3 protein-coding genes are annotated in these 1,808 nt (G+C 47.2%); all 3 read left to right on the top strand.

The genetic code is table 11. From position 1 onward, the window contains the following. Positions 1-655 (top strand): energy-coupling factor transporter transmembrane protein EcfT (locus tag Q0176_RS01570; protein WP_299298449.1); only part of this gene is annotated, 655 nt, incomplete at its 5' end. 17 nt (positions 656-672) lie between these two features. Continuing rightward, positions 673-1,533: an ATP-binding cassette domain-containing protein gene (locus tag Q0176_RS01565; RefSeq protein WP_299298446.1), complete on the top strand. Its 861-nt coding sequence runs from the start codon at positions 673-675 to the stop codon at positions 1,531-1,533. Between the two features lie 14 nt (positions 1,534-1,547). Then, the coding region (locus Q0176_RS01560; RefSeq protein WP_299298443.1) for an energy-coupling factor ABC transporter ATP-binding protein at positions 1,548-1,808 on the top strand (261 nt) is incomplete at its 3' end.

Below are 1,808 nucleotides of genomic sequence, written 5' to 3'. Positions count from 1 at the left end.
AATTTATACGCCGATGTTCATCACGGTGGGGCTCTTTATGTTTCTCAGCCATTACCTGGCTCCAGGGAAAAATCCTGCTCTCATCCCTATAGGGAAACTTTTCGGCGTAACCATTTTCTTTCAGCCGATGCGGTGGTTCATTGTGTCCTACGTTCGTATCATTGCTCTTTTACTTGCCGCCATATTTTACTTTTCCAGTAACAGGGAAAGAGATATTCTGGTGGGATTACGTTCGGCCAGGGTTCCTTTCGTGATCAGCTATTTTATTGGTTTGTGCATGCGCTCAGCAGGGATGTTCCTCGAGGACCTGAAGACGATCAGGGAAGCGGAGCAGGCGAGGGGGCTGGATTCCTCGGCTCTTACCTTCCGTGGGAAACTCAAGCATTATTCCATGTACATGATTCCCTTGTTTACGCTGGCGCTTCGGAGGGGAGAGGAGATCAGCAGCGCGCTTTTTGCAAAGGGATATGGATTCAGCAACGATAAAGACAGAGCGGATTATGCCCGTTCAAAGCTGAATTTCTCAAGACGGGATCTTGTGGCTTGTATTTTTTTGATCCTTGCATTTACGGGGCTTATTTTTTTGAGTAAGCGGGGAGTCTTCAATGTAGAGCACTCCTTGATCAACAGGCTGTTCGCACCCTTTTTAAGTTGATTGTGGGGGAACGACAAATGAGCAAGGCTGTGGAGATCCACGATTTGAGGTGGCAATACAACAGCGCCGAGGAACCAATGGCTTTAAAGGGGATAAGCCTTTCTCTCGAGGAGGGAGAGTTTATCGGGGTATGTGGCCCCAATGAGTCGGGAAAGACCACATTGGTATCGGCTATAAAAGGGCTGATCCCTCATAAGCTGAATGGCGTGTACACCGGTGAAGTTTTGTTGTTTGGTAATGACGTCCGCAAAATACCTTTGAAGGATATTGCTCAGACAGTGGGGTTTGTTTTTGCCGATCCTGAGCAGCAATTTACTTCCATGAGCGTGGAAGAGGAACTGGCCTTTGCAATGGAAAATGTCGGATTTTCCGTCCCGGAAATTCGATCGCGTATAGAATGGGTATCTGACATTGCTATGATTGGTGATCTCCTGGATAAGTCCCCTTACGATGTTTCCGGAGGTCAAAAGCAGCGTATTGCTATAGCTTCCGCGTTGGCATTGCAACCCAGAATCCTGATATTGGATGAGCCTACCTCCATGTTGGATCCCTTTGGTAAGGATAGTGTTTTTGAGATTTGCCATCGTATGAAAAAAGATCTCAATATGACGATCATTATGGTAGAGCACGTTATAGATCGTCTGGCTCGCCTCTCTGACAGGCTTCTGCTGATTCATGAGGGGGAAGTCAAAAAGTTTTCCGCCCCCGGGGAATTTTTTCAGGATGTCAAATCTTTACAGAAGTTTGGCCTCAATGTGCCGGAGCCAATGATCCTGTTGGATAGATTACGGGACAAAGGGTTTTATACCGGGGACATCAAAGTCAGCTTAGAGGAGAGTATCGATGCAGTCAGAGCTCTCTTGTTAAGCGCTTCTTGAGGAGGCCATGAACGATGGGTATGGAGAGCGGGAGCAACATAGTTATAGAAGTCCAGGATATGCAATATGCTTATCCTGACGGTACCCTTGCCCTGAAGGGAATATCTTTGAAGATTGGCAGAGGGGAGTTCGTTGCCCTCCTGGGACAGAACGGAGCGGGAAAGACGACCTTTGCCAAAACTCTGAATGGCCTTTTGAAGCCGGTTTCTGGATACGTTAAAGTGGATGGAATTGATACCCGTGAGCCTCACGTAGTGAAAAAACTTGTTCAGAAA

The organism is uncultured Fretibacterium sp., from assembly GCF_938040765.1.
Taxonomy (GTDB): Bacteria; Synergistota; Synergistia; order Synergistales; family Aminobacteriaceae; genus CAJPSE01.
This window is presented reverse-complemented; position numbering and strand designations above follow the sequence as displayed.